At 58.3% G+C, this 22,619-nt stretch carries 19 protein-coding genes; 5 read left to right on the top strand and 14 right to left on the bottom strand.

Annotated elements, in window-relative coordinates:
• Positions 1-5: 5 nt before the first annotated feature.
• Complete coding sequence (locus AC8GFZ_RS16575; RefSeq protein WP_506646032.1) at positions 6-233, bottom strand: aromatic-ring hydroxylase C-terminal domain-containing protein; 228 nt, start codon at positions 231-233, stop codon at positions 6-8.
• Here AC8GFZ_RS16575 and AC8GFZ_RS16570 point away from each other — a divergent pair.
• Positions 193-690, top strand: a complete 498-nt coding sequence (locus AC8GFZ_RS16570; protein WP_506646031.1) for a hypothetical protein — start codon at positions 193-195, stop codon at positions 688-690. The genes AC8GFZ_RS16575 and AC8GFZ_RS16570 overlap by 41 nt on opposite strands.
• Here AC8GFZ_RS16570 and AC8GFZ_RS16565 read toward each other — a convergent pair.
• Genes AC8GFZ_RS16565 through AC8GFZ_RS16550 form a run of 4 tightly spaced genes read right to left on the bottom strand, consistent with a single transcriptional unit; the run spans position 684 to position 6,437 of the window.
• Positions 684-1,646: a Bug family tripartite tricarboxylate transporter substrate binding protein gene (locus AC8GFZ_RS16565; protein WP_506646030.1), complete on the bottom strand. Its 963-nt coding sequence runs from the start codon at positions 1,644-1,646 to the stop codon at positions 684-686. The two genes, AC8GFZ_RS16570 and AC8GFZ_RS16565, sit on opposite strands and share 7 nt — an antisense overlap.
• 10 nt (positions 1,647-1,656) lie before the next feature.
• Positions 1,657-2,616, bottom strand: a complete 960-nt coding sequence (locus AC8GFZ_RS16560; RefSeq protein ID WP_506646029.1) for a Bug family tripartite tricarboxylate transporter substrate binding protein — start codon at positions 2,614-2,616, stop codon at positions 1,657-1,659.
• Position 2,617: 1 nt separating this feature from the next.
• Complete coding sequence (locus AC8GFZ_RS16555) at positions 2,618-4,387, bottom strand: hydantoinase B/oxoprolinase family protein (RefSeq protein ID WP_506646028.1); 1,770 nt, start codon at positions 4,385-4,387, stop codon at positions 2,618-2,620.
• Positions 4,380-6,437: a hydantoinase/oxoprolinase family protein gene (locus AC8GFZ_RS16550; protein WP_506646027.1), complete on the bottom strand. Its 2,058-nt coding sequence runs from the start codon at positions 6,435-6,437 to the stop codon at positions 4,380-4,382. The genes AC8GFZ_RS16555 and AC8GFZ_RS16550 overlap by 8 nt, the downstream gene beginning before the upstream one ends.
• 196 nt (positions 6,438-6,633) lie before the next feature.
• Here AC8GFZ_RS16550 and icmF point away from each other — a divergent pair, with 196 nt between their 5' ends.
• Genes icmF through AC8GFZ_RS16530 form a run of 4 tightly spaced genes read left to right on the top strand, consistent with a single transcriptional unit; the run spans position 6,634 to position 12,508 of the window.
• The gene (gene icmF / locus AC8GFZ_RS16545; protein ID WP_506646026.1) at positions 6,634-9,945 is read left to right on the top strand and encodes a fused isobutyryl-CoA mutase/GTPase IcmF; all 3,312 of its coding nucleotides are present in this window, start codon (positions 6,634-6,636) and stop codon (positions 9,943-9,945) included.
• Complete coding sequence (locus AC8GFZ_RS16540; protein WP_506646025.1) at positions 9,942-10,883, top strand: ATP-binding cassette domain-containing protein; 942 nt, start codon at positions 9,942-9,944, stop codon at positions 10,881-10,883. The genes icmF and AC8GFZ_RS16540 overlap by 4 nt, the downstream gene beginning before the upstream one ends.
• A 1-nt stretch (position 10,884) precedes the next feature.
• Positions 10,885-11,652 (top strand): ABC transporter permease, encoded by a 768-nt coding sequence (locus AC8GFZ_RS16535; RefSeq protein WP_506646024.1) that lies wholly within the window; start codon positions 10,885-10,887, stop codon positions 11,650-11,652.
• Positions 11,653-11,707: 55 nt separating this feature from the next.
• Complete coding sequence (locus AC8GFZ_RS16530; RefSeq protein WP_506646023.1) at positions 11,708-12,508, top strand: crotonase/enoyl-CoA hydratase family protein; 801 nt, start codon at positions 11,708-11,710, stop codon at positions 12,506-12,508.
• 52 nt (positions 12,509-12,560) lie between these two features.
• Here the strand turns inward: AC8GFZ_RS16530 and AC8GFZ_RS16525 are convergent, their stop codons facing one another.
• The 9 genes from AC8GFZ_RS16525 to AC8GFZ_RS16485 all read right to left on the bottom strand — a co-directional run bounded on the left by AC8GFZ_RS16525 (position 12,561) and on the right by AC8GFZ_RS16485 (position 22,483).
• A complete protein-coding gene (locus AC8GFZ_RS16525; RefSeq protein WP_506646022.1) occupies positions 12,561-12,884 on the bottom strand; it encodes a 2Fe-2S iron-sulfur cluster-binding protein in 324 nt (107 codons plus the stop codon).
• Positions 12,885-12,894: 10 nt separating this feature from the next.
• A complete protein-coding gene (locus AC8GFZ_RS16520; RefSeq protein WP_506646021.1) occupies positions 12,895-13,884 on the bottom strand; it encodes a tripartite tricarboxylate transporter substrate-binding protein in 990 nt (329 codons plus the stop codon).
• A gap of 153 nt (positions 13,885-14,037) precedes the next feature.
• Positions 14,038-15,285 (bottom strand): phenylacetate--CoA ligase family protein, encoded by a 1,248-nt coding sequence (locus AC8GFZ_RS16515; RefSeq protein ID WP_506646020.1) that lies wholly within the window; start codon positions 15,283-15,285, stop codon positions 14,038-14,040.
• A gap of 71 nt (positions 15,286-15,356) precedes the next feature.
• Entirely contained in the window at positions 15,357-16,166 is an 810-nt protein-coding gene (locus AC8GFZ_RS16510) for an ABC transporter ATP-binding protein (protein ID WP_506646019.1), read from the bottom strand.
• A gap of 119 nt (positions 16,167-16,285) precedes the next feature.
• Entirely contained in the window at positions 16,286-17,626 is a 1,341-nt protein-coding gene (locus AC8GFZ_RS16505; RefSeq protein WP_506646018.1) for an ABC transporter substrate-binding protein, read from the bottom strand.
• A gap of 37 nt (positions 17,627-17,663) precedes the next feature.
• Positions 17,664-18,740 carry a branched-chain amino acid ABC transporter permease gene (locus AC8GFZ_RS16500; protein WP_506646017.1) on the bottom strand — a complete coding sequence of 359 codons (1,077 nt, stop codon included), beginning with the start codon at positions 18,738-18,740 and terminating at the stop codon, positions 17,664-17,666.
• Positions 18,741-18,786: 46 nt separating this feature from the next.
• Positions 18,787-19,716 (bottom strand): branched-chain amino acid ABC transporter permease, encoded by a 930-nt coding sequence (locus tag AC8GFZ_RS16495; RefSeq protein WP_506646016.1) that lies wholly within the window; start codon positions 19,714-19,716, stop codon positions 18,787-18,789.
• Positions 19,717-19,757: 41 nt separating this feature from the next.
• Positions 19,758-20,540, bottom strand: a complete 783-nt coding sequence (locus tag AC8GFZ_RS16490; protein WP_506646015.1) for an ABC transporter ATP-binding protein — start codon at positions 20,538-20,540, stop codon at positions 19,758-19,760.
• The gene (locus tag AC8GFZ_RS16485; RefSeq protein ID WP_506646014.1) at positions 20,537-22,483 is read right to left on the bottom strand and encodes an AMP-dependent synthetase/ligase; all 1,947 of its coding nucleotides are present in this window, start codon (positions 22,481-22,483) and stop codon (positions 20,537-20,539) included. The genes AC8GFZ_RS16490 and AC8GFZ_RS16485 overlap by 4 nt, the downstream gene beginning before the upstream one ends.
• Positions 22,484-22,619 lie beyond the last annotated feature (136 nt).

Genomic DNA, 22,619 nt, shown 5'->3' with positions numbered 1-22,619 from the left:
ATTGCCTAAATTGCCGCTGAACGGGTGCAATGCATCCAGGCATGGGCCAAGGCCCCTCGCGGGTCGTTGGGTACTTGTTCCACCCGCCATGCCACGTGGCCATCGGGTCGAACCAGCACCGCACCGGTCTCTGAGACCTGCCGCAGCGCTTGCCACGCGCCATTCACATCTTGACAGTCGCCCATTTGCGCAATGATTTTGCAATGCAGTTGTTGCCCATCTGATGGTGCCACTGCCACCACCACGGGCCGCCACAAAACATCGCTGCAAAGCAAAACCCATTGCCCTGGGCACGCCCATGTTCATGCATTACGTCACCTCCAAATCGGCCTTGATTGGGATGACCCGTGCAATGGCCACCGATCAGATGGCGCCAGCGAGGCAGCCGAGTTTTATGTGCTCAATGCATTGACGCCAAAAAACGAGAAGTCAACCCATTACTTCTGGGGATTGGTGCGTAATTTTTCGATCGATGATCCAGCGGTGACTGAGTTGCAGCAAAAACTAAACCGCGAAACATTTTTCGAAGATGTCGAAATTTTGTCCCAACAACAAATCATGCTCGACTCAGCCCCAGCCGGATGGGTGCCCGTTTCTGTGCCCAACGATGGCGGCTGTGTTCAGGCCGATCGCATGTGCAAAAAACTACATGCGCAAGAGCAAAACCAAACGGGTAGCCAGCCTCACTGAATTTTGATATTGGCCGATTTCACCAAGCCAATGTACATGTCAAGCTCTTTGGCCATTAGGTTCTGAAAGGCACCCAAACCCAGGCCCACAGGCTCATTGCCGATGCCCAAAATGCGCTCGCGGATGTCTGGGCGCGCCAGCAGCTTGCTGAACTCTTCGTGCAAGCGGGCCGATACGGCCGGCGGCATTCCGGCAGGGCCGATCACACCGATCCAGGTATCGCTGATCACGTTTTTGAATCCCAACTCTGGCATGGTGGGCGCGCTGGGCAGCAAGGGAGAGCGTTTTTCTGCCATCACACCCAGCACACGAATTCGCCCTGCCTTGATGAAACCCAGCGACGAACTCAGCGCCGAAACGGACGATGGCACCTGCCCAGCGATCACAGACTCTACCGACAAATTGGCCCCTTTGTAGGGAATGTGATTCAACTTGATATTGGCATAGTGCGCAAACAACTCGCCGGCCAAATGCACCGTGGTTCCCGCGCCAGAAGTGGCATAGGCCACGCCACCCGGATCGGCTTTGGCCGCTTGCACATATTCAGGCAGTGTTTTCCAAGGGCTGTCTGAGCGGACCACGATCATGTTGGGCGTGGTGGTCAACAAAGTGATGCCCGTGAAGTCCTTTTCGGCATGGAAAGGAATGCTCGGGTTCATCGCATGGTTGATCAAATGGGTATTGGGTGCCACATACAGGGTGTAACCATCGGGGGCCGACTTGGCCACATAGTCCGCACCAATGATTCCTGCCGCACCGGGTTTGTTTTCGACCACCACCGGCTGGCCCAAGGCCTTTTGCAATTCAGGTGCCAAAATTCTGGCCATCACGTCGGACACGCCGCCCGCCACAAAGCCCACGACCAACTTGATGGGCCGATTGGGGTAACTGCCTTGCGCATGCGCAGACATCGACAACAGGCCCAGCAGTACACAGGCGAGTGCTTTTAAATTCATGTTGACTCCTTCAGTCCAATTGGATATTTGCTTTTTGCAGCACTGCGGCCCAGCGCTCCTGCTCGTCTTGCAGCACTTTGCTGAATTCATCCGGCCTGGAGGCCACGATATCCGCCGCATAACTTTGCATTTTTTCAACGATCGCCGGGTGGCTCATGGCCTTGGCCACCGCACGTTGAATTTTGTCAATGATCGCTGGCGGCGTTTGGGCCGGGGCTGCCAAGCCATACCAACTCTGTACCTCATACCCCGGTATGCCAGATTCATTGATAGACGGAATGTCTGGCATTTGGGGTGAGCGGTTGGATGACGTGCGCGCCAAAATTTTGATGCGCCCGGTTTTCACATGCGGGCCTGCGGTGGAATAGCCGGTGATCATCATGTCGACCTGGCCACCGATCACATCGGTCAGGGCCGCTTGAGCGCCTTTGTAAGGGATATGCACGATATCGACGCCACTCTTTTGCTTGAGCAACTCCAGCGCCAGATGGCCCACGCTGCCCTCACCCCAAGACGACATTTTGATTTGCCCAGGTTTGCTTTTGGCCAGATCGATCAATTCTGAAAACTTGTTCACGTTCAGGTCTTGCCGAACCACCAACACAAACGATTGCCGCGCCATCATGGTCACGGGGGCAAAGTCGCGGATGGTGTAACCGTTTTTGCGGTAAAGCTGTGGGGCAATCACCAATGTATCGGGCAAGGCCACGATCAAGGTGTGCCCATCGGGCGGCGACTTGGCCACATATTCAGTGGCAATGCGCCCACCAGCGCCAGGTCGGTTGTCAATCACCACGGGTTGGCCCCACTCCTCCCGGAGTTTCTCCGCAATCATTCTGGGCAAGGTGTCGGTGATGGCCCCCGGCGGGTAGGGCACCACGATGCGAACCGGGCCTGTGGGAAACGCCGTTTGTGCATGGCTGAGTGCTGCTGCAAACAAGACCAGCACGATGGAGAGGATGCGTTTCATGTCAGGCTGCCTTTGATTTGAGTTGTGCTCGGTGTTGCTCGGTGGCCACCTCGTCTATCCCACCCAAGGTGGTGAATTTGACGCCGTAATCCGCGGTTGCCGCTGCGGGCGTGACATAACCCATGGCCAAGTCTTGCTTGAGCTTCATCACGGGCCGATCCAAGGGATCGCCATAGCCACCCCCGCCAGCCGTTTCGATCATGATGCGGTCCCCCTCAAACACGGGGTGGTCGCCCTTGAGCACAAACTCTTTGTCGCCGTTTTTGCGCATGATGCACACCCCCGAAGGCTTGCCAGGTTGACCGCCTTTGAGGCCCCAGGGAAGGCACTTGGTGCGGTCTATTTTCAAGTTGATGCGGCAAGCTGCCAACACCCGATAGACCTTGATCACTCCAATGCCACCCCTTTGTTGGCCCGCCCCACCTGAATCGGGGCGCAGCACATACGAGTCCAACACATAAGGGCATGTCGCCTCCTGCATTTCGATGGGCACATTGGAGGTGTCGCCGTGCAAGTTGGAGCGCGATGGCCCATAGCCATCCTCCAAGGATGTGGCGCCCCAGCCCCCACAAATGGTGTCCAGGTTGTAAAAGGGTCGCCCTGTGATCGGGTGTTTGCCATGGAAGGCATGCACCCCATAAGTGCCATGGTGGGCGGCCGCAACCCGTTCTGGAAAGACCTCAGCCATGGCGCGAATAACCGTGTCCACCACCGTGGGGATCATGTTGCCAGACGAACCCAACGCAGCGTCTTGCCCGGCAGAAATGAATGTGCCTTCGGGAATCACAATGTCCAAAGCTCGAAAATCACCCTCGTTCACGGGTTGATCGGAGGAGAACAGGTATTTCACCGCCACCCGAGCAGCCGCCACGGCACCCCCATTGCGCCCAGCGTTGAGTGGGCCGGGTCGTTGGGGGGAAACTTCTGAAAAATCAACGGTGAGCTTGTCGCCGAACTTTTTCACGGTGATGTGGATGGGCACTGTGCTGTCAAGGTCGATGCCGTCGTTGTCCAAGAAAGAGCTGGCCTTGTAAATGCCATCGGGCGCGGATTTCAAAATCGCCCGCATGGATTGATCCGATTGGTCCCACATCATCTGAACTGCCGCGTGGTAACTGTCTGCGCCATATTTCACAGCAATGTCATGAACCATTTTTTTGCCGAGCAAGCATCCGCCAATTTGCGCCTCAATATCACCCATCAGCATTTCAGGGAAACGCGTGTTGTAGCGAATGACTCGCAGCATGTCTTCATTGCGCCGACCCTCGTTGAACAGCTTCACGGTGCGCAGTTGCAAACCCTCTTGGAAAATCTCCGTGGCGGTGGTGGAGCTGCAAGAGCCAATCATCATCCCGCCAATGTCTATCCAATGCATGAGCACACAGAAAAACGCCATCAGTTGGCCATCGTGAATCACTGGCGTGTACATCACCACGTTGTTCAAATGCTGACCCAGGGTGCCTGCATGGTTTGAAATGACGATGTCCCCATCTTTCAAGCCTTCAGCCCCATAAATTTCAAGCCCATCGCGCACGGCTGTGCCCAAAGCATTGGCCACAAAAATAGCCAAACTGCCCCGGGACTGTGACACCGACTGACCCGTGGCGTCCACAATGCCCACTGAGTAGTCTTTGTATTCGCTGATAAACGCACTGAACGCGGTGCGGGTGATGTTTTTGTCAATTTGGTTGGGAATGGACACCAAATCTTGGCGAATCACCTCCATCGTGATGGGGTCGGTCACGTGTGTGGGCATGGCGAGTTCAGACATCGCAAACCTCCAAATTTATTTCACCATAAGCACCGACCTGTGCTTTGTCACCAGGCATCAACACAGTCGTCGAGCTGAATTCTTCAATGATCGCCGGGCCCGCAATGGCGAAGCCCGCCGGCAAAAGCTCTCGTTGCCACACAGGGACGGACAGCCACCCATGCGGTTGTGCAAAGTAGACGTTTCTGACTTCCTTGTGGGTGGGTGGCAGGCCCACGGGCAGTTGAACACATTGCAGCAAGTCTGGCTTGGGTATTTCTGCGGTCGCGCCCAACTTCAAGGCCAACACCTCCACCTCACAGTCGGCATTGGCATGGCCAAACCGTTTTTGATAAGTCTGCTCAAAATCACCCAAGAAAACCTCGATGTCTTTGTCTTTGTCGTAGGCAACCCGCACCGTATGGGTTTGGCCCAGGTATCTGGCTTCCAAAGAATATTCAAAATCAATGGCGCGCTCACCCAAATCGCGCTGCAAACCTGCCCGTCCCTCGGTTTCCAACTCGGCAAATATGCGGTTGATGTGGGCTTGCGCGTCCGACGTCGCCATGGTCAAAAAAGTCCGCGCCAGATCCATCCGTGCGCCAGCAATCAGCATGCCCAAAGTGGAGAAATTACCCGGGTGCGGTGGCACCACGACGTGGCGTATGCCCAGCGCCCTGGCCAGCACCGAGCCAAACAACGGCCCTCCACCACCAAACACAAACAGTTTGAAGTCCCGCGCGTCAATGCCTCTTTCAATGGTGATTTCTTTGATCGCTCCCGCCATGGTCACGGTGGCAATGTCCAAAATGCCTTGAGAGGCTTTTTCAGCTGCCAAATCTCCCGTGTACCCCAAGGGCTTGGCGATCAATTCGGTGACCGCCGCTTTGGCCGCTGGGATGTCCAAGCGCAGCTTGCCTTTCATGAAATTGCCCGAACCAATGCGCCCCAACACCACATTGGCGTCGGTCACCGTGGGCTCTCGCCCACCACGGCCAAAGGCCACCGGGCCGGGCTCCGATCCCGCGCTTTTGGGGCCCACACTGATGCGGCCAAACCCATCGACCGCTGCAATCGAGCCGCCACCGGCACCCACCTCCACAATGTCGAGCACCGGTGTTTTCAGCGGGAACCCGCGCTCATATCCGCCCACATAGTAAATCGGGTGGACATCAAATTGCCCGTTTTGCACCAACGCGCATTTGGCGGTGGTCCCGCCCATGTCAAAGGCGATGAGGCGATCAATGCCCAATAACTTGGCATAAGCGGCCGCACCAATGCAACCCCCAATGGGGCCCGACTCGACCAAGTTGACGGGCTGCTCCATCGCGCGTTCCACCGACAACACGCCGCCATTGGAGCCCATCATGTAAAAGCTGCCTTTAAAGCCCTTGGCCAGGAGGCGTTCGTTGAAGGTGCGCAAATAAGATTCAATGCGTGCACCCACATAGGCATTGGCCGCTGCTGTGGAGGTGCGCTCGTATTCATACCACTCGCGGGTCAAAGTGGTCGCACAAGTCACATACACACCTGGCAACCAGGCCTTCAAGCGCACACAGGCCAACTCTTCATGGCAAGGGTTGGCATAAGCGTTCATGAAGGAAATGGCCACCGACTCAACGCCCAAACGCTTCAGTTCTAGCGCCAAGTTGTGCAAGGCTTGCTCATCAAGCGCGTTCACGACCTCGCCTTTGTGGTTGATGCGCTCCGCGACTTCAAAACGGTGTGAGCGGGGAATCAAGGGCGGGTCACGCCGGTAGTCTTGCTTGAAAGGCACCGGCCGGTTGCCTCGGGCAATCTCCAAAATATCCTTGAAGCCTTCGGTGGTGATCAGCGCCGCCACGCCGCCTGAGCGTTGCAAAAAAGTGTTGATCACATGGGTCGTGCCGTGCTTGAACAACAAGGACTCTGACAAAGACACTTCGGTACCAGACAGCCCGTCCAGCACCCCGTCCACCAAATGCGTGTAATCGGTCAATGTTTTGCTGTAGGACACCGACTGGGTCACCGCGTCGTAGACAGCGACATCTGTAAAGGTTCCACCGGTATCTGCTGCCACCATGTATCGCATCTGGAATCTTCCTTTTTTGAGCGCAAAATCCTCTGACCCACTCTAGCACCACTTGGGCCAAAGCTGACCGCGACCTGACGCCTGCGCTACAGCCCCAAACGACCAAAAACCGCTCAGACTGATATGATTGACGTTGACGTTAACGTCAATTCCTGATCGGGCACTTTTCTGCCTGAAAGCTGTGTGGAGACACCCCATGACCGACCTGTCCGCCGAATACCAAGCACTGGCCAATTACCGCCCCAAAAACAAGGTGCGCTTTGTCACCGCCGCCAGCTTGTTTGATGGCCACGACGCGGCCATCAACATCATGCGCCGCATCTTGCAAGGCATGGGTGCCGAGGTCATCCATTTGGGCCACAACCGCTCGGTCGACGAGGTGGTCACCGCTGCGCTGCAAGAGGACGTGCAAGGCATCGCCATCAGCTCTTACCAAGGCGGCCATGTGGAGTATTTCAAATACATGGTCGATTTGCTGCGCCAGCGTGGCGGGGCACACATCCAGGTGTTTGGAGGCGGCGGCGGCGTCATCGTGCCCGCAGAAATTGAAGAACTCCAAGCCTATGGCGTGACACGCATTTTCAGCCCGCAAGACGGCCAGCGCATGGGCTTGCAAGGCATGATTGGCGAGATGATCATGCGCTGCGATCAAGACTTGAACGCCCACGCACCCACTGCACTGAGCGCCATCCAAGGCCACAGTGAAGCCCATTGGCGTGCCCTGGCCCAACTCATCACCGCCATCGAGAATGGCCAAGCCCCATCGGATGTGGTGGAACAACTGCGGGCCCAAGCCCAACAACACCCAGTGCCTGTGATCGGCATCACTGGCACGGGTGGCGCCGGCAAATCATCACTGACCGACGAGTTGATTCGGCGCATCCGCTTGGACCAGGCCGACCGCCTGCGCATCGCCGTCATCTCCATCGACCCTTCCCGGCGCAAAAGCGGTGGCGCTTTGCTCGGCGACCGCATCCGCATGAACGCCATCGCACCCTGGAGCCTGGGTGACACCGGCCAGTCTGGCCAACGCGTGTTCATGCGCAGCTTGGCCACGCGTGAGTTCGGCAGCGAAATCAGCGCGGCTTTGCCCGACGTGATTGCTGCGGCCAAATGCGCTGGCTTTGATGTGGTGATCGTGGAAACCTCGGGCATTGGCCAAGGCGACGCGGCCATCGTTCCGCATGTGGATGTGCCGCTGTATGTAATGACGCCCGAGTTTGGCGCAGCCAGCCAGCTGGAAAAAATCGACATGCTGGACTTTGCCGAGTTTGTGGCCATCAACAAATTCGACCGCAAGGGTGCCTACGACGCGCTGCGCGATGTGGCCAAGCAAGTGCAACGAAACAAAGAAGCCTGGACCACACCCACCGAGCAGATGCCGGTGTTTGGCACCATGGCTGCCCACTTCAATGACGACGGCGTGACCGCGCTCTACCAAGCCATGAAGCCGCGCCTGCAAGCCTTGGGCCTGCCCATCCAAGACGGCTTGCTGCCCACCGTGGCGGTGCGCCACAGCTCGCACCAAACGCCCATCGTGCCCGGCGCGCGCAGCCGCTATTTGGCTGAGATCAGCGACACCGTGCGCGGCTACAAGTTGCGCGCCAAGAGCCAAGCCCAACTGGCGCGCGAGATCCAACAATTGCAAGCCGCCGCCCACATGCTGTCAGAGGGCAAGCAAGGCCGCGCCAAAGCCAGTGAAGCCGCCACCGACCTGGCCGCGCAACGCCTGATCCATTTGGGTGCGACCGAGCGCGCCCTGCTCGCCGACTGGCCCCAACTGCAACACGACTACGCCGGTGACGAACTGGTGGTGAAGGTGCGCGACAAAGAAATCCGCACCGCGCTGGTGACCCAGTCTTTGAGTGGCACACCGGTGCGCAAAGTGGCGCTGCCCCAGTACCACGACCATGGCGATGTGCTGCAGTGGTTGATGCTTGACAACGTGCCTGGCCGCTACCCTTACACCGCTGGCACCTTTGCCTTCAAGCGCGACAACGAAGACCCGACCCGCATGTTCGCTGGCGAAGGCGATGCGTTTCGCACTAACCGCCGCTTCAAACTCTTGAGCGAGGGCATGCCCGCCAAGCGCTTGAGCACCGCTTTCGATTCAGTGACGCTGTACGGCAACGACCCCGACCTGCGCCCCGACATTTACGGCAAAGTGGGCAACTCAGGCGTCAGCATCGCCACCTTGGACGACATGAAGGCCTTGTACGACGGATTTGATTTGTGTTCACCGTCCACCAGCGTGTCCATGACCATCAACGGCCCCGCGCCCACCATTTTGGCGATGTTCATGAACACCGCCATCGACCAAAACCTGGACAAATTCCGCGCCGACAAGGGCCGCGAACCCAATCCCCAAGAAGCTGCCGACATCCGCGCTTGGGTGATGCAAAACGTGCGCGGCACGGTGCAAGCCGACATCTTGAAAGAAGACCAAGGACAAAACACCTGTTTGTTCTCTACCGAGTTTTCCCTCAAAGTCATGGGCGACATCGCCCAGTACTTTGTTGAGCACCAGGTGCGCAATTTCTACAGCGTGTCCATCAGCGGTTATCACATCGCTGAAGCGGGGGCCAACCCCATCAGCCAACTGGCCTTCACGCTGTCCAATGGCTTCACCTTTGTCGAAGCCTATTTGGCACGCGGCATGCACATCGACGACTTTGCGCCCAACCTGAGCTTCTTCTTCAGCAACGGCATGGACCCCGAGTACACCGTCATGGGCCGCGTCGCACGGCGCATTTGGGCGGTGGCGATGAAAGAAAAATACGGCGCCAATGAACGCTCGCAAAAACTGAAGTACCACATTCAAACCAGCGGCCGCAGCTTGCACGCGCAAGAGATTCAGTTCAACGACATCCGCACCACGCTGCAAGCCTTGATTGCGATTTACGACAACTGCAACAGCTTGCACACCAACGCGTTTGACGAAGCCATCACCACACCCACCGAAGACTCGGTGCGCCGCGCCATGGCGATTCAGCTCATCATCAACCGCGAATGGGGCTTGGCGAAAAACGAAAACCCCAGCCAAGGCGCTTTCATCATCGAAGAGCTGACCCAGCTGGTGGAAGAGGCGGTGCTGTCCGAATTCGAGCGCATCTCTGAACGCGGCGGGGTATTGGGAGCCATGGAAACCGGCTACCAACGGGGCCGCATCCAAGACGAGTCCATGCACTACGAAATGCTCAAGCACACCGGCGAGTTGCCCATCATTGGGGTCAACACCTTCAAGTCCCCGCACGGCGATGGCGCGCCGCAAAAAATCGAGCTGGCCCGCTCCACCGAGGACGAAAAGCAAAATCAATTGCAACGCTTGCAAGGCTTCCATGCCCATCACGCCCCACAAGCCCCACAGATGCTGGAGCGCTTGCGCCAAGCGGCATTGGCCAATGACAACGTGTTCGAGGTGTTGATGGATGCGGTGCGTTGCTGTTCGCTGGGGCAAATCACCCGCGCATTGTTTGAGGTGGGTGGCCAATACCGCCGCAACATGTGACCCCCCATTCCCCGACCCGCACACCCCATTTGGTGTGCACCGATTTGCACAAACGCTACGGCGATAACCATGCCGTGGACGGGGTGTCGTTCGCCATCGCGGCAGGCGAATGCCTGGGCGTGATCGGGCCCAACGGCGCGGGCAAAACCACCACCTTGCGCATGTGCCTGGGGCTGACCACGGCCGACAGCGGCCACATTCAGGCCTTTGGCATGGACATGCCCGCCGACGACTTGGCGATCAAAGCCCGCTTGGGCGTGGTCAGCCAGTTCGACACCCTGGACCCCGACTTCACCTGCGCCGAAAACCTGCTGGTGTTTGGACGCTACTTTGGTCTGGCCGATGCCACCATCCGTGCGCGCATTCCACAGCTTTTGGAATTTGCGGCCCTGTCGCACAAGGCCGATGCCAAACCCGGCGAGCTGTCGGGTGGCATGAAGCGCCGCTTGAGCCTGGCGCGCGCCTTGATCAGTGACCCGGCCTTGCTGATGCTGGACGAGCCCACCACGGGTTTGGACCCCCAAGCCCGCCACCTGATGTGGGAGCGCTTGCAGCAATTGCTGCAACAAGGCAAATCCATATTGCTCACCACCCACTTCATGGACGAGGCCGAACGCTTGTGCGACCGCTTGCTGGTGCTGGACCACGGCCGGGTGATCGCCGAGGGCAAGCCCCGCGAACTGATTGCTGCGCATTTGGAGCCCGATGTGGTCGAGGTGTTTGGCGCGCGTGCTTTGGCCTTGATCGACAGCCCCTTGGCCCAGATGGCGCAACGTGTCGAGCGCAGCGGTGAAACCGTGTTTTTTTACACCGATGCCGCACCCGCCTTGCTGGCCCAGTTGGCCACGTATACCGGCTTGCGCAGCCTGCACCGCCCCGCCAACTTGGAGGATTTGTTCCTCAAGTTGACTGGGCGTCAAATTCGAGAGGCCAGCTGATATGCGCATGCGCTGGTGGCCTGTATTTCTGCGCAACCTCTTGGTGTGGCGCAAGTTGGCGCTGCCCAGTTTGGTGGGCAACATCGCCGAGCCTTTGATGTGGCTGGTGGCCTTTGGCTACGGCATGGGCAGCTTGATCGGCGAGGTTCAAGTGGGTGGGCAACGCGTGCCCTACCTGTTGTTCTTGGCCAGCGGCTCCATTTGCATGAGCGCCATGAATGCTGCCACCTTTGAGGCCTTGTACTCGGCGTTTTCGCGCATGCATGTGCAAAAAACCTGGGACGGCATCCTCAACGCTCCGGTGCGGCTCGATGACGTGGTGCTGGCCGAAATGCTGTGGGCTGCGTTCAAGTCCTTGTTCACGGTGAGTGCCATTTTGGTGGTCATGTTGGCCCTGGGCATCAGCCACAGCCCCAAACTCTTGGTGGCTTGGCCGATCTTGCTGTTGGCCGGCATCACCTTCAGCTGCATGGCCTTGGTGTTCAATGCGCTGGCCAAAGGCTATGACTTTTTCACCTATTACTTCACCTTGTTTCTCACCCCCATGATGTTTTTGAGTGGGGTGTTTTTTCCGCTGGATCAATTGCCCGATTGGGTGGGCTGGTTGGCCGCATGGCTGCCGCTGACCCAGGTGGTGGAATTGGTGCGCCCCCTGTTCATGGACACGTGGCCCACCCACCCATGGCGTCACCTGGGCATGCTCGCGTTGTATGCGGGCGTATCGTTCCAAATCGCCCTGGTGCTCACGCGACGCCGCTTTGCCCGCTGATTCGCAGTGCTTGGATCACTGCTGATGGATCTGGATCTGATGAATGGAGGCCCCCATGTCTGACAACCCCCAAGGTCGCATCGTGTGCGAGGTGCGCGGCGCCATTTTGTGCATCGGCATCGACCGCGTGGCCAAGCGCAATGGCTTCACCTCGGTGATGCTGCGCGAGCTCAGTGCCGCTTACACCCGGCTGGAAGACGAACCCGGCTTGCGCGTGGGTGTCCTGCATGCGCTGGGCGAGCACTTCACCGCTGGCTTGGATTTGCCCAGCATGGCCGAGTCCATGCAACGCGGCGAGCGCATGTGCCCCGACGGCTGGGTGGACCCGCTGGACTTGGGCCACCCCGGTTTGCGCCGCCGCACCAAGCCCATGGTGGTGGCGGTGCAAGGCATCACCTTCACCTTGGGGCTGGAGTTGATGCTGGCCGCCGACATGGTGGTGGCGGCTGACAACTGCCGTTTTGCCCAACTCGAGGTCAAGCGCGGCATCATGCCAACGGGTGGCGCCACCATCCGCATGGCCCAGCGCGCCGGTTGGGGCAACGCCATGCGCTATTTGCTCACCGGCGTCGAGTTTGACAGCGCCACCGCGCTGCGCCTGAACTGGGTGCAAGAAGTGGTGCCAGTGGGGCAACAACTCGCACTCGCCTTGGCTTGGGCAGACCACATCGCCGCCCAAGCCCCACTGGCGGTGGTGGCCACGCGCCAAAACGCTTTGCAAGCCCTGGAGTTGGGGCCTGGAGCAGCGGTGCAAAGCTTGAGCAGCACACAACAGTTTTTGTCACGCAGTGCCGACGCCACCGAAGGCGTGCGTGCCTTTGTGGAAAAACGACCACCCCGTTTCAGCGGCACATAAAAAAAACCGTGGTCTGTGAAACAGACCACGGCCGTGCAACCCTTGAGCGCGCTTAAAACTGGCGCTCAGGCAATGTCAATTTCAAACCCTGGTGCTGTGCCTGCAGCTTGATCTGACAGGCCAAGCGGCTGCCCGGCATGCGCTCGGTGGCCACAAAGTCCAACATCTGCGCCTCGCTGCTGTCAGGTACTGGCAACAGCGCCAACTGGGCTTCATCGATCATGCAGTGGCAAGTGGCGCAACTGCAGCAACCGCCGCACTCGCCCAACAAGCCATCCACACCCGAGGTCAACACCGCCTCCAACAAAGTTTGGCCTTCTTGGGCCGCCACATCGTGTGTAGCGCCCTGTGCGGTGGTGACATGGATCAACAACATTTTTTCACCATCAATCGGCGTACACGCCAGCGGCCTTGATGACCGGTGTCCATTTGGCAATCTCCGCGGTCACAAAGGCCTTGTGGTCAGCGGCTTCAACCCGTTTGTCAGCAACCACCACGGCACCCAAACCTTCTTGCTTTTTGATGAACTCGGGGTCCTTCAAAGCCAGTTTGAGCGCGGCATTGATTTTGGTTTGCACATCGGCGGGCAAACCTTTGGGGCCATACAAGCCGTGCCAAATGGTGACCTGGAAGTTTTTCGCACCCGACTCGTCCAAGGTGGGCAGGTCTTTGAGCACTGGCGTGTTGATGCGCTTGGCCGTGGTCACCCCAAAGGCCTTGACTTTTTTACCTTCGATTTGGGTCGTGGTGTTGGTGGTTTGGTCACACATCAAGTCCACCTGACCGCCGATCAAATCGGTCATGGCTGGGGCTGTGCCTTTGTAGGGCACCGTGGTCATGTCCACTTGGATCGAGGCTTGCCACAGCATGCCGCACAGGTGCGAGGCCGAGGCCAAACCGGCATTGGCCAAGTTGATCTTGCCCTTGTTGGCATTGACCCACACCATCAATTCTTTGTAGTTGTTGGCTGGCAACTGGGGTTTGCCAATCAAGGTCATGGGCACGTCATTGATCATGCCCAGGTATTCGAAATCGGTCTCTACCTTGAACGGCAGGTTGCGCACCAGTGAGGGGAAGATGCTCATGGCAATGTGGTGAACCAACAAAGTATGGCCATCGGGGTTGGCCTTGGCCACTTTGGCCGCGCCAATCAAGCCGCCCGGGCCGCCGGCGGCGTTTTCCACCACCACGCTCGCGCCCAAGGTTTTGCGCATGGCCTCGGCCAAGTCACGTGCCACGCGGTCGGTGGGGCCACCGGCAGCGAAAGGCACGATCAGGGTGACGGTTTTGTCTTTGATGGGGTAATCGGCGGCAATGCCTGCCACTGGGCCCAGCGCCAAGGCCAATGAGGCCCATTTCATCCACGTGTTTTTCATCTCAAGTCTCCTGTTTATTAGCTGGTGATGCTACCAACTGAACGCGGCTCATCGCATCGTGGGTATTACGTAAATGTGCATCAATGCCAATGAAGCGGGCTTGTTTGACCTGGGTCAAACCCTCAACACCGGCATGGTCAAAGCGCTCTCGCCCTAGCGGTAACTGCGGGCGTCTTCAATCACTTTGCCATCGTTGGGCAAGCTGTGGGGCGCAGCCCATTCAATGGCAGCACGCAGCTTGGTGACTTCGCGCACCGCGTCACCCAGTTGTTGGGCCAACTCGGGAGATGCGTTGTCGGCTTCGACCTTCAAGGTCATTTGGTCGTTGGCCATCTCGCCACTGACCACCAAACGGCCCCGACCCAGTTGTGGAAAACGCTTGAGCACTTGGGCCACCTGCGATGGGTGCACAAACATGCCACGCACCTTGGTGGTTTGATCGGCGCGGCCCATCCAACCCTTGATGCGGGTGTTGGTGCGCCCCGTGGGGCAAGGGCCCGGCAAGATGGCAGTGAGGTCGCCCGTGCCAAAGCGAATCAAGGGGTAGTCGGGGTTGAGCGAGGTCACCACCAATTCACCCACTTCACCAGGGGCCACGGGGTCACCGGTGCCGGGTCGCACAATTTCCACGATCACCTGCTCTTCCAGCACCAAGCCTTCGCGCGCAGCGGTTTCATAAGCAATCAATCCCAAATCGGCGGTGGCAAAGCATTGGTAGGCATGGATGCCGCGCTCGGCCAACCAATCGCGCAGCGAAGGGGGAAAGGCTTCACCACCCAACATGGCCTTGGTCATGCTGGGCAAGGCCACGCCCATCTCAGCGGCTTTCTCAACAATGATTTTTAAAAAGCTGGGCGTGCCAATGTAGCCCGCCGGGCGCAGCTCGGCCATGGCCTGCACCTGTTGCTCGGTTTGACCGGTGCCACCGGGGAACACGGTGCAACCCAAGGCATGGGCCCCGGTTTCCATCATGGAGCCCGCGGGCACAAAGTGGTAGCTGAAGCAGTTGTGGATCAACTCACCCGATCGAAAACCAGCTGCGTACATGGCCCGGGCCATGCGCCAGTAATCGCGCCGCGTGCCCTCGGGTTCATAAATCGGGCCGGGGCTGGCAAACACGCGGGGCATGTGCGGACCAAAGCCAATGCTGGCAAAGCCGCCAAAGGCATGGCGCGCGCGCTCGGCTTGTTGTCGCTCGTGCAACTCGCTTTTGCGGGTGACGGGCAATTGGGCCAAGGCCTCGCGGGTGGAGATCTGGCGCGCATCGACACCGGCCAAAATTTGCCCAAAAGCCTCGCTGTGCGCTTGCGCATGGGCCACTTGCGCCGGCAACGCAGCCAACAAATCGGCCTCGCGTTGGGCTGGGCTGCGTTGTTCTAGTTCGTCGTAAAAAGCGTTCATGGCGATGTGGTGAGTGCTGCGCCAGGCCTTGATGGGCGCAGGTGCGGTTTCAATGGTGGTGCGGACAGGGTTCAGGCCAACCAGCGCTTGCGCCGCTTGTAGCTTTTGACGTCTTTGAAGCTCCGGCGCTCACCGCCACCCATGCCCAGGTAAAACTCTTTGACGTCTTCGTTGTTGGCCAATTCGCTGGCCACGCCGTCCATGACGATGCGGCCCGACTCCATGATGTAGCCATAGTCGGCGTACTTCAAGGCCATGTTGGTGTTTTGTTCGGCGAGCAAAAAAGTGACCTTTTCTTTTTCGTTCAGGTCTTTGACGATGTTGAACACCTCTTCCACGATTTGCGGCGCCAAACCCATGGAAGGCTCATCAAGCAACACCATGTTCGGGTTGGCCATCAAAGCGCGACCAATGGCGCACATTTGCTGCTCACCGCCCGAGGTGTAGGCGGCTTGTGAGGTGCGGCGGGTTTTCAAGCGTGGGAAATAGTTGTAGACCTTTTCCAAATTGGCCGCGATCTCGCCCTTGTCGGTGCGGGTATAGCTGCCGGTCATCAGGTTTTCTTCAATCGTCAAGTGGGCAAAGCAATGCCGCCCCTCCATCACCTGCACCACCCCGCGCTGCACCAAATCGGCGGGCGAGAGGTTTTCAATGCGCTCACCGCGCAACTCAATGCTGCCCTTGGTGACCTCGCCGCGCTCACCCCGCAGCAAATTGGACACGGCGCGCAAGGTGGTGGTTTTGCCCGCACCATTGCCACCCAAAATGGTGACGATCTTGCCATTGGGCACCTGCAAAGACACGCCCTTCAAAACCAAGATGACGTGGTTGTAAATGACCTCGATGCCATTGACGTTGAGAACGATGCTGTTGGGTTCCATGTCTTGCCTTGTTCAACCAATCGCCAAGCCTGCACGGCAAGCCTGGCGATTGGGGGCTCGTTGGAGCCCCCAGCCGGACCTGTGCACGCCAGAGGCGCACACAGGCCAGGCCTTGCCGATCACGACTGGCAGTCTTGACCGGTGCGGCGTGTCCACTTCTTCTCGGCAGCGTACTTGTCAGCGGCGGCCTTGATCATGGGTTTGATGATCGCGTCGTCTTGCTGCATCCAGTCGCTGGTGAAGTTCCACTTTTTGCCATCCCACTGGTGCATGCGGGCCCAGGAAGCGCCCTGGTGGTCTGCGCAGGAGGTGGAGATGGGGCGCATCACGCCCTTGAAGCCCAAGGCGTCGAGCTTGGCTTGGGTCAGGTTGAGGTTTTCATAGCCCCAGCGCGCTTGCTCGGCTGACACCCACTTGCCTTTGCCAAAGCGCTCTTGCGCAGCGCGCACGCCTTCGACGGCAAACATGCCAGCGGTCAAACCACGCATGTACAAGACCTCACCCACCTCGGCTTTGGGGCCTGTGCCTTGGCCTTTGTCGTGCACCTTGGCCAAAATTTCTTTGACCACCGCCGAATTGGGTTCAGCACCGTGTTGCAAGGCCAAGGCGTTGTAGCCTTTGGCGCCATCGCCCACGTCTTTCACATCGGGCTCGGCACCGGCCCACCACACGCCATACATCTTGTCGCGCGGAAAGCCCGTGGCCAGGGCTTCTTTGAGGGCGGTGGAGTTCATCACACCCCAACCCCAGTTGAGCACATAGTCAGGGCGGTTTTGGCGGATTTGCAACCAGGTGGCTTTTTGCTCCACGCCGGGGTGGGCCACGGGCAGCAAGGTCAGCACAAAACCATGCATGGCGGCACGCTCTTGCAACAAAGGAATGGGCTCTTTGCCAAACGGACTGTCGTGGTAAATCAAGGTGATTTTTTTGCCCTTGAGTTTGTCAAAGCCACCCTCTTTGGCCGCCAGGTGCTGGATCAAAATATCGGCCGCACCCCAATAGGTGCCGGTGAGCGGGAAGTTCCACTTGAACACCTGGCCATCGGCCGATTCGCTGCGGCCATAGCCCGCAGTGATCAGGGGGATCTTGTCGCCCGGGGCTTTTTCGGTCAGCGCAAACGTGATGCCGGTGGACAAAGGTTGGAACACGGTGGCACCGCCGTTTTTGCCTTTGAGGCGCTCGTAGCACTCGACGCCACGGTCGGTGGCATAGCCGGTTTCGCATTCTTCAAACGACACCTTCACGCCGTTGATGCCGCCACGCGCATTGACCAACTTGAGGTAGTCGGCATAGCCATTGGCAAAGGGCACACCATTGGGTGCATAAGCGCCGGTGCGATACACCAGCAAAGGGAAGAACTGCTCTTTGGGTTGGGCCACAGCCGGTGTGGCCACGCTGGCGACCACAGCAGCCACAGCCAAGCCAGCGGCGAGGGTGAAGTTGCGCAATTTTTGACTCATCAATGTCTCCTTTAGAAAATAAACAACGGGAAAAAACTCAATGCGGGAAGGGCCACACGCGCAGCTTTTGCTTGCCCAGGCTCCACAGACGCGCCAGGCCGTGGGGCTCCACAATCAAAAACCAAACAATCAAGGCACCAAACACCATGTACTCGGCATGCGAAATGAAGGCCGTTGACACATCAAAACCAAAGAGGCCACCCAACAATGGAATGGCTTGGTTGAGGAAAATCGGCAGCACCACGATGAAAGCAGCCCCAAAAAAGCTCCCCATGATGGAGCCCATGCCGCCAATGATGACCATGAACAGCAAAGAGAAGGAACGGTCCACCGAGAACGCCGCCGGCTCCCAAGCGCCCAAATGGATAAAGCCCCACAGCGCACCGGCCACGCCCACAATGAAAGAGCTGACAGCAAAGGCGCTCAATTTGGCGTACATCGGGCGAATGCCAATCACCGCTGCGGCCACGTCCATGTCACGAATGGCCATCCACTCGCGGCCAATCGCGCTGCGCACCAGGTTTTTGGCCAACAAGGCAAACACCACCAAGATGGCCAAGCAAAAAATATACTTTTGCACCGGGGTGTCAATCGGTTGGCCAAACACCTGCAGGTTGGACACCGACACCGAACCCGACGAGGTGTTGTTGGTGAACCATTTGATGCGCAAGAACGCCCAGTCGCAGAAAAACTGCGCCGCCAGCGTGGCCACTGCCAAATACAAACCCTTGACGCGCAAGCTGGGTATGCCGAAAAAGATGCCCACCAAGGTGGCAAAAAATCCGCCCGACAGCAGCGCCACCAACAAAGGCATGTCGTCAACGCGGATGAAGGTGTTGTAGGCTGCGTAGGCGCCCACCGCCATGAAGCCCCCCGAACCCAGCGAAATTTGGCCGCAGTAGCCGACCAAAATGTTCACGCCCAGCGCGGCCAGCGACAAGATGAGAAAGGGAATCAGGATGGCGCGGTAAAGGTACTCATCGACCAGCAAGGGCACGCCAATGAAGGCAAACGCCACCAAAGCCAAAACGGCCCAGCGGTCTTGCGTGATAGGGAAGATTTGCTGATCGCCCCGGTAGCTGGTTTTGAATTGACCGTTTTCTCTATAAAACATGTTGCCTGCGTTTCACTTTAAATCGTTTCAGTTCGACACGCGTCTGTCAGACGCGATCGATGATTTTTTCGCCAAACAAACCTTGCGGGCGAAACAACAACACCACCAGCGCCAGCACATAGGCGAACCAAATTTCAATGCCGCCACCCACGTAGGGGCCTAAAAACACCTCGGAGAGTTTTTCACCCACGCCAATGATCAGCCCGCCCAAAATCGCACCGGGCACCGAGGTCAGGCCACCCAAAATCACCACCGGCAAGGCGCGCAAAGCCACGGCCGACAGGGAAAATTGCACGCCCAGCTTGCTGCCCCAAATCATGCCGGCCACCAAGGCCACCACACCCGCCACGCACCACACAATGACCCAAATGCGGTTGAGTGGGATGCCAATCGATTGCGCCGCTTGGTGGTCATCGGCCACCGCACGCAGGGCGCGACCGGTGGATGTTTTTTGGAAGAACAATGTCAGCATGGCCACCAAGGCCGCTGAGATGCCCGCCGCAATCAGGTCTTCTTGGCTGACCAACAGGCCGCCTTCAAACACCGAATCGAACAGCATCAAAGGCTCTTTGGGCATGCCAATGTCGATCTTGTAAATGTCCGAGCCAAAAATGGTTTGACCCAGGCCGTCTAAAAAGTAAGTGATGCCCAAGGTGGCCATCAACAAAGTGGCACCTTCTTGGTTGACCAAATGGCGCAAGACCAGGTATTCCACCAACCAGGCCACCGCAAACATCACCGCGCCGGCCAAAACAAAGGCGATCAAGTTGGCCACCAACAAGTTGTCCAAGCCCGTCAAAGCGGTGATCCACTCGGCAAAACGGGCCATGGCCAAGGCAGCAAACAGCACCATTGCGCCTTGGGCAAAGTTAAACACCCCAGAGGCCTTGAAGATGAGCACAAAGCCCAGGGCCACCAGCGAATACAACATGCCGGCCATCAGGCCGCCAATCAAAGTTTCTAGAAAAAATCCCATGTCGCTTCCAATCCGTTGGCGCTGCTGTGTCGTCTCAAATGTCAGTGCGAGGTGCCGAGGTAAGCGCTGATCACCTCGGGGTTGTTGCGCACTTCTTCAGGGGTGCCATCGCCAATTTTTTTGCCGTAGTCGAGCACCACCACCCGGTCGGAAATGTCCATCACCACGCTCATGTCGTGCTCGATCAACACCACGGTGGTACCGAACTCGTCGTTGACGTCCAAGATGAAGCGGCACATGTCTTGTTTTTCTTCGACGTTCATGCCCGCCATCGGTTCATCGAGCAGCAACACCTTGGGCTCCAGCGCCAGGGCTCGGCCCAGGTCAACGCGCTTTTGCAGGCCGTAGGGCAACTGCCCTACGGGGGTTTTGCGGTGCGCTTGGATTTCCAAAAAGTCGATGATGTGCTCGACATAAGCGCGGTGCTGCATTTCTTCGCGCTCGGCCGGCCCAATGCGCAGGGCTTGCAGCAATATATTGCTTTTGATGCGCAGGTTGCGCCCGGTCATGATGTTGTCGAGCACACTCATGCCCTTGAACAAAGCCAGGTTTTGGAAGGTGCGGGCAATGCCCATCTCGGCCACTTGGCGGCTGTCCATGTGGTCAAAGGTTTGACCGCGGAATGAAATGGTGCCCGTTTGCGGGGTGTACACCCCATTGATGCAGTTGAGCATCGAGCTTTTGCCCGCCCCGTTGGGGCCAATGATGGCGCGAATTTCATGCTCGCGCACATCGAAAGAAATATCGGTCAAAGCCTTGACGCCCCCAAAGGCCAGGCTGATGTTTTTCACATCCAACACAACGTCGCCAATGCGCTTGCTCATGCCGCTCTCCCCACGGGTGCAAACAGCTTGGCATCACTCAAGCGCAATGTGGCGCTGACGCTGCCGCTGCGGCCGTCCTCAAACTTCACAGCGGTCTCAATGAACTGCGATTGCAAGCCACCGTACAAGGCGTCCACCAGCACTTGGTATTTGTCGGCGATATAGCCGCGCCGAACCTTGTTGGTGCGGGTGAGTTCGCCGTCGTCGGCATCGAGCTCTTTGTGCAACACCAAAAAGCGGCTGATCTGGCTGCCCGCGAGCAAGTTGTCGGCGCTCAAATCGGCATTGACTTTTTCCACACAATCTTGAATCAGTGCGTAGACCTCGGTCTTTTGCGCCAAGTCGGTATAGCCGGCATAGGGCAGGTTGCGCCGCTCGGCCCAGTTGCCCACGGCGTCAAAGTCGATGTTGATCATGACGCACACTTTTTCGCGCTGGTCGCCATAGGCCACCACCTCTTTGATGAAGGGGAAGAACTTGAGCTTGTTCTCCACATACTTGGGCGCAAACATGGCCCCGTCGTTGTCGCCACCTTTGATGCGGCCCACGTCTTTGACCCGGTCGATGATCTTGAGGTGGCCTTGGGCATCCAAAAAACCCGCGTCGCTGGTGTGATACCAGCCGTCGGCGGTGAGCACCTCGGCCGTGGCCTCGGGATTTTTGTAATAGCCTTTGAGCAAACCTGGCGACTTGACCAAAATTTCGCCGTTGTCGGCCACCTTGATTTCCACCCCCGCACACGGCACGCCCACGGTGTCGGCACGCGCTTCGTTATCGGGTTGCAAACACACGAATACGGCGGTCTCGGTTGAGCCGTACAACTGCTTGAGGTTGACGCCGATGGAGCGGTAAAAGGTGAACAGGTCTGGCCCAATGGCTTCACCAGCGGTATAGGCCACACGCACGCGCGACATGCCCAGGTTGTTGCGCAGCGGTCCGTAGACCAGCCAGTCGCCCAGCGTGTATTGCAGCGACGCCCACAAGCCAATCGATTTGCCATCCATGCGCGCCGGGCCATGGGCACGGGCCACATCCATGAAGTAGCCAAACATGCTGCGCTTGATCGAACCCGCGTCTTCCATGCGGATCATCACACTGGTCAACAAGCCCTCAAACACCCGAGGTGGGGCAAAGTAATAGGTCGGGCCGACCTCTTTGAGGTCGATGGCCATGGTCGCTGCCGACTCGGGGCAATTGACCACGTAACCACAGCACAGCCACTGGGCATAGCTGAAGATGTTTTGGCCAATCCAAGCCGGTGGCAAATAAGCCAGCACCTCTTCGTTGGGGCCCAAATGGTCAAAGTCTGCGCCGGCTTGGGCGCGGTCGATCAAGCTGTGGTGGGTGTGCACCACGCCCTTGGGGTTGCCGGTGGTGCCAGATGTGAAAAACATCGCGGCCACATCGTCGGCGTGACCGGCGTCGATTTCTTGCTGGGCCCAGCTGGGGTGTGCGGCCACATGGGCGGCCCCGGCGCTCAAACAGGCGTCCAGCGATGACAAGCCGGCTTCTTGGTAATTGCGCAAACCGCGCGGGTCGTCATAAATGATGTGCGAAATGGCCGGGCATTGGCCACGGATTTCGATCATCTTGTCGACCTGCTCTTGGTTTTCCACCACCGCAAAACGCACCTCGGCGTTGTTGATGGGGAACACATATTCAGAGGCCACTGCGTCTTGGTACAGCGGCACCGGGATGGCGCCCAAGGTTTGGGCCGCCAGCATGGCGGCGGTCAGGCGCGGGCGGTTGGCACCCACCACCACCATGTGCTCGCCACGGCGCAATCCGGCCAAATGCAAACCCGCAGCCATGTGCACCACCATCTTGGCCATGTCTGACCAGGAGTGGGTTTGCCAAATGCCATATTCTTTTTCGCGCATGGCCGGGGCCTGCGGTCGCTGCTGGGCATGGCCCATCAACAATTGCGAAAACGTGCGCTCCATCTTGTCCCCAATTGGTCTTGCCCTGCATGCGTGTGGGCTGTGTTCGTCCAAGCACCGCCCCAGGGCAGGCCCTTGGGCTTTGTCTCTTGCGTGACTGTAAAAGGTACTTTGACATTATTTTGTCGTTACAACGACA

Origin of the sequence: Limnohabitans rimovensis (SeqCode), assembly GCF_965234775.1 — a bacterium.
Lineage (GTDB): Bacteria > Pseudomonadota > Gammaproteobacteria > Burkholderiales > Burkholderiaceae_C > Limnohabitans > Limnohabitans rimovensis.
This window is presented reverse-complemented; position numbering and strand designations above follow the sequence as displayed.